Here is a 4542-nt window from a genome sequence, read left to right as displayed (position 1 = left end):
GACGATGTCTTTGAGGGGGTGGTCGAGGTGGGGGTCGAGGGCGGCGCAGGCCTCGTCGAAGGCGGCGGCGAACTCGGGCTCGGCGGCGTACAGTTCGCGGCCCATGCCGGCACGCTGGCTGCCCTGGCCGGTGAACAGGAACGCCGTGCGGGGCTCCTGGGACGGTGCGGTGGAGCCGGACTCCTCGCCGACGGCCAGCGCGATCAGCGCGCCCACGGCGTCCTCCGCGTCCGCGGCCACGAAGGCGGCCCGCTCCTCCAGCGCTGCCCGCCCGGTCGCCAGGGCGCGGGCCACCCGGGCCGGGTCGACGTCCGGTCGGGCGGTCAGGAACTCCGCCAACCGCGCCGCCTGGGCACGCAGTGCCTGTGATGTGTGCGCCGACAGGGGCCACAGCACGGGCGCTCCGGAGGGTTCCTCGGCCACCGGTGCGGGATCCGGGACGTGTTCGAGGATGACGTGGGCGTTGGTGCCGCTGATGCCGAAGGAGGACACGGCGGCCCGGCGGGGCCGGTCGTGCGCGGGCCAGGGCACGTGCGCGGGCCAGGGCACGGAGTCGGTGAGGAGTTCGACGGCGCCGGCCGTCCAGTCGACGTGCGGGGTGGGCTCGTCGACGTGCAGGGTGCGGGGGAGTGTCCCGTGCCGCATCGCCATGACCGTCTTGATGACGCCGGCGACGCCCGCCGCGGCCTGGGTGTGCCCGATGTTGGACTTCACCGAGCCGAGGAACAGCGGGCCTTCGGCGGGCCGGTCCTGTCCGTACGTCGCGATGAGGGCCTGTGCCTCGATGGGGTCGCCGAGGCGGGTGCCCGTGCCGTGTGCCTCCACGGCGTCCACGTCTGCCGCGCTCAGCCGTGCGTTGGCCAGAGCCTGTCGGACGACCCGTTGCTGGTTGGGTGCGGTGAGGCCGTTGCTGGCGCCGTCCTGGTTGACGGCGGAGCCGCGGAGCAGCGCGAGGACCTGGTGGCCGTTGCGGCGGGCGTCGGACAGTCGCTCCACCAGCAGCAGGCCGGCGCCTTCGCTCCAGCCGGTGCCGTCGGCCGCCGCCGCGAACGGCTTGCAGCGTCCGTCGGCGGAGAGCCCGCGCTGGCGGCTGAACTCGACGAAGGTGGCCGGACTGGCCATGACGGTGACTCCGCCCGCGAGCGCGAGATCGCACTCGCCCTGGCGGAGGGCCTGGGCCGCGAGGTGCAGGGCGACCAGGGAGGACGAGCAGGCGGTGTCGACGGTTACCGCCGGTCCCTCCAGACCGAACGTGTAGGCCACCCGCCCCGAGGCCACGCTGCCCGCGCTGCCGCTGACCAGATAGCCCTCGACCTCCTCCACCGCCTGCGGGGCCTGGTGCAGACGGGCGCCGTAGTCGTTGTACATGACGCCGGCGAAGACCCCGGTACGGGAGCCGCGCAGGGAGCGCGGGTCGATGCCCGCGCGCTCGAAGGCCTCCCACGCGGTCTCCAGCAGCAGCCGCTGCTGCGGGTCGGTGGTCAGGGCCTCCCGGGGGCTCATCCCGAACAACTCGGGATCGAATTCGGCGGCGTCGTACAGGAATCCGCCCTCACGGGTGTACGACGTCCCGGGGCGCCCTCCCTCCGGGTCGTACAGGGCGGCCAGGTCCCAGCCGCGGTCGGCGGGGAAGCCGGAGATCGCGTCCGTGCCGTCCGCCACCAGCCGCCACAGGTCCTCGGGCGAGGTCACCCCGCCCGGGAACCGGCAGGCCATGGCGACGACGGCGACGGCGTCCGTGTCCAGGTCCGCCCCGGTGCCGACGGGGGCGGGGGCGACGGCCTGCGCGGGCCCGGAGCGGGAGCCGAGCAGTTCGTCCAGCAACCGGACGCCGAGCGCGCCCGGGGTGGGGTGGTCGAACACCAGGGTGGTGGGCAGCCGCAGACCGGTGGCGGCGCCGAGCCGGTTGCGCAGGTCGACGGCCGCGAGCGAGTCGAAGCCCAGATCGCCGAACGCCCGGTCGCGGGCGACGGCCCGGCTGTCGGTGTGTCCGAGGACCGTGGCCACCGTGGTGCGGACGAGGTCGTCCACCTCGCGTTCCGCCTCGGCGGGCGGCAGCGCGGCCAGCCGCTCGGCCAGGGAGCCGTCCGCCGTGGCGACGGCCGCTCGACGGGGCACGGCACGGACCAGTGAACGCAGCGGCGCGGGGACCGGTGTGCCCGGCGAACGCAGTGCCGCGAGCGCGAAGCGGGTGGCGACCAGCAGCGGAAGCGGTGAGTGAAGCGCCGCGTCGAACAGGCCCAGCCCCTGCCCGGCCGAGAGCGGGGCGAGTCCGCCGCGGGCGAGCCGGGCGAGGTCCGTCGCGTCGAGCGCGCCCGCCATGCCGTCGCCGGTGTCCCACAGCCCCCAGGCGATGGACGTCGCGGGGAGCCCCAGGGCGTGGCGGTGCTGGGCGAGTGCGTCCAGGAAGGCGTTCGCGGCCGCGTAGTTGGCCTGGCCCGCCGTGCCGAGGACCCCGGTGACGGAGGAGAAGAGCACGAACGCGTCCAGGTCGTGGTCCAGGGTCAGTTCGTGCAGCAGCAGCGCCGCGTCGGCCTTGGGCCGCAGCACCGTGTCCAACCGCTCGGCGGTCAGGTCCGCCAGCACCCCGTCGTCGAGCACTCCAGCGGCGTGGACGACGGCGGTGAGGGGCCGCTCGGCCGGGACGGAGGCGAGCAGCCGGACCAGTGCCTCGCGGTCGGCGGTGTCGCAGGACACGAGCGTGGCCTCGGCGCCGAGCGCGGTGAGCCGGTCGATGAACTCCCCGGCACCGGGGGCTCCGGGGCCACGGCGACTGGTCAACAGCAGATGCCGTACCCCGTGCCGGGTGACGAGGCGCTCCGCGACGAGCGCGCCCAGCGCCCCGGTGGCGCCCGTGATCAGCACGGTGCCCCGCGCCGGGTCACGCGGGGGTGTCTGCGCGTCGCCGTGTGCCGTGGAGTCCCGGGGCACCTCGGCGAGCCGGGGTACCAGGATCTGCCCGTTGCGGAGGGCGAGTTGGGGCTCGTCGGTGGCGAGCGCCGCACGCAGCGCGGTCTCGGACTCGGGCGTTCCGTCGCTGTCGACCAGCACGAACCGCCCCGGATGCTCGCTCTGCGCCGTACGCACCAGGCCCCACACGGACGCGGCTGCCAGGCCCGGCACGGTGTCGTCCGCGGTGACGGCGAGCGCGCCGGAGGTGACCACGGCGAGCCGGGCGTCGTCGTCCGACTCCCGCGCCAGCCACCCCTGCACCAGCGCCAGGGTCCGCTGCGCGGCGCCCGGGGTGTCGTCGACGCGCTCCGTCACCGTGCGCGCCCCCTCCGTGCCGCCGGCCGCCACTGTCCGCGCGGAGACCCACTCGATCGTGTACAGCGGGTCGACCACGGGCCGCGCCGCCGCCGTCAGGGCGCCGGCGGGCAGCGCACGCAGCGCGAGGGACCGCGCCGACAGCACCGGATCGCCCGCGGGATCGGTCGCCAGCAACGACACCGAGTCCGCGCCGACGGGCTCCAGACGCACCCGCAGCATGCGTGCGCCGGTGGCGTGCAGCCGCAGACGCGACCAGGAGAACGGCAGCACCACCTCGTCGTCCGTCTCGTGCCGCACCGGCAGCAGATGCAGCGCCGCATCCAGCAGGGCCGGGTGGACGGTGAACTCCTCGGTGTCATCGGCCGGTTCGGCGGGGAGCGCGACCTCGGCCAGCAGGGCGTCACCCAGGCGCCAGGCTGCGCGCAGGTTCCGGAATGCCGGGCCGTAGCCGTACCCGAGAGCGGCGAGCCGCGCGTACACCTCCTCGACGTCGACGGCCACCGCACCGGACGGCGGCCACACCCCGTCCGCACCCGAGACGGCGACCGCGTCGTCCGCGGCCAGCGCACCGGAGACATGGCGGACCCAGGGGCCGTCCGCGTCGGCCCGGGCGTGCACGGCCAACGGACGTCGGCCGTCCGAGTCCACGCCCCCCACGGTCAGTTGCACCGATACGGCGCCCTCGGCCGGCAGGAGCAGCGGCGCCTCCAGGGTCAGCTCGTCCACCACCGGGTGGCCGGCCCGCTCGCCCACGCGCAGCGCCAGATCGGCGAAAAGACTGGCCGGAGCGAGCGGCGTGCCGTCCACGGCGTGGTCGGCGAGCCACGGCAACGACTCCAGGCCCACCTGGCCGGAGAACAACAGCCCACCGTCCGCGGCGAGTTCCACCGGAGCGCCCAGCAGCGGCCCGGCCTCGGACGACCGCGCCGTGGCGCGCATCCAGTACCGCTCGCGCTGGAACGGATATGTGGGCAGGTCCAGCGCCGCGCCCGGCTCGACGCCGAACGTCCCCCAGTCGACACGAGCACCGCGCGTATGGGCGGCGGCCAGCGCGAAGAGGACCGCGCGCGCCTCGTCGCGTCCCCTGCGCAGCACCGGAACGGCGCCGGGAGTGACGGGTGTGAGCGCGGCGTCCGGGCCCACTTCGACGTACAAGGTGGCGCCCTCGCCCTCCAGTGTCTGGATGGCGTGGTGGTAGCGGACGGTTTGGCGGATGTGGTGGGTCCAGTAGTCGGGGGTGGTGAGTTGGTCGGGGGTGGCGAGGTGTCCGGT

The 4542-nt window shown here is 75.3% G+C and carries 1 protein-coding gene; it reads right to left on the bottom strand.

Features of this window, described 5'->3' with window-relative positions; genetic code table 11:
* Positions 1–4542 (bottom strand): type I polyketide synthase (locus tag ADL12_RS20295; RefSeq protein WP_159053218.1); only part of this gene is annotated, 4542 nt, incomplete at both ends.

This window comes from Streptomyces regalis, assembly GCF_001509475.1.
GTDB lineage: Bacteria > Actinomycetota > Actinomycetes > Streptomycetales > Streptomycetaceae > Streptomyces > Streptomyces regalis.
Note: the sequence above shows the minus strand (reverse complement) of the source record. Positions and strands in the feature narration are given on the sequence as shown.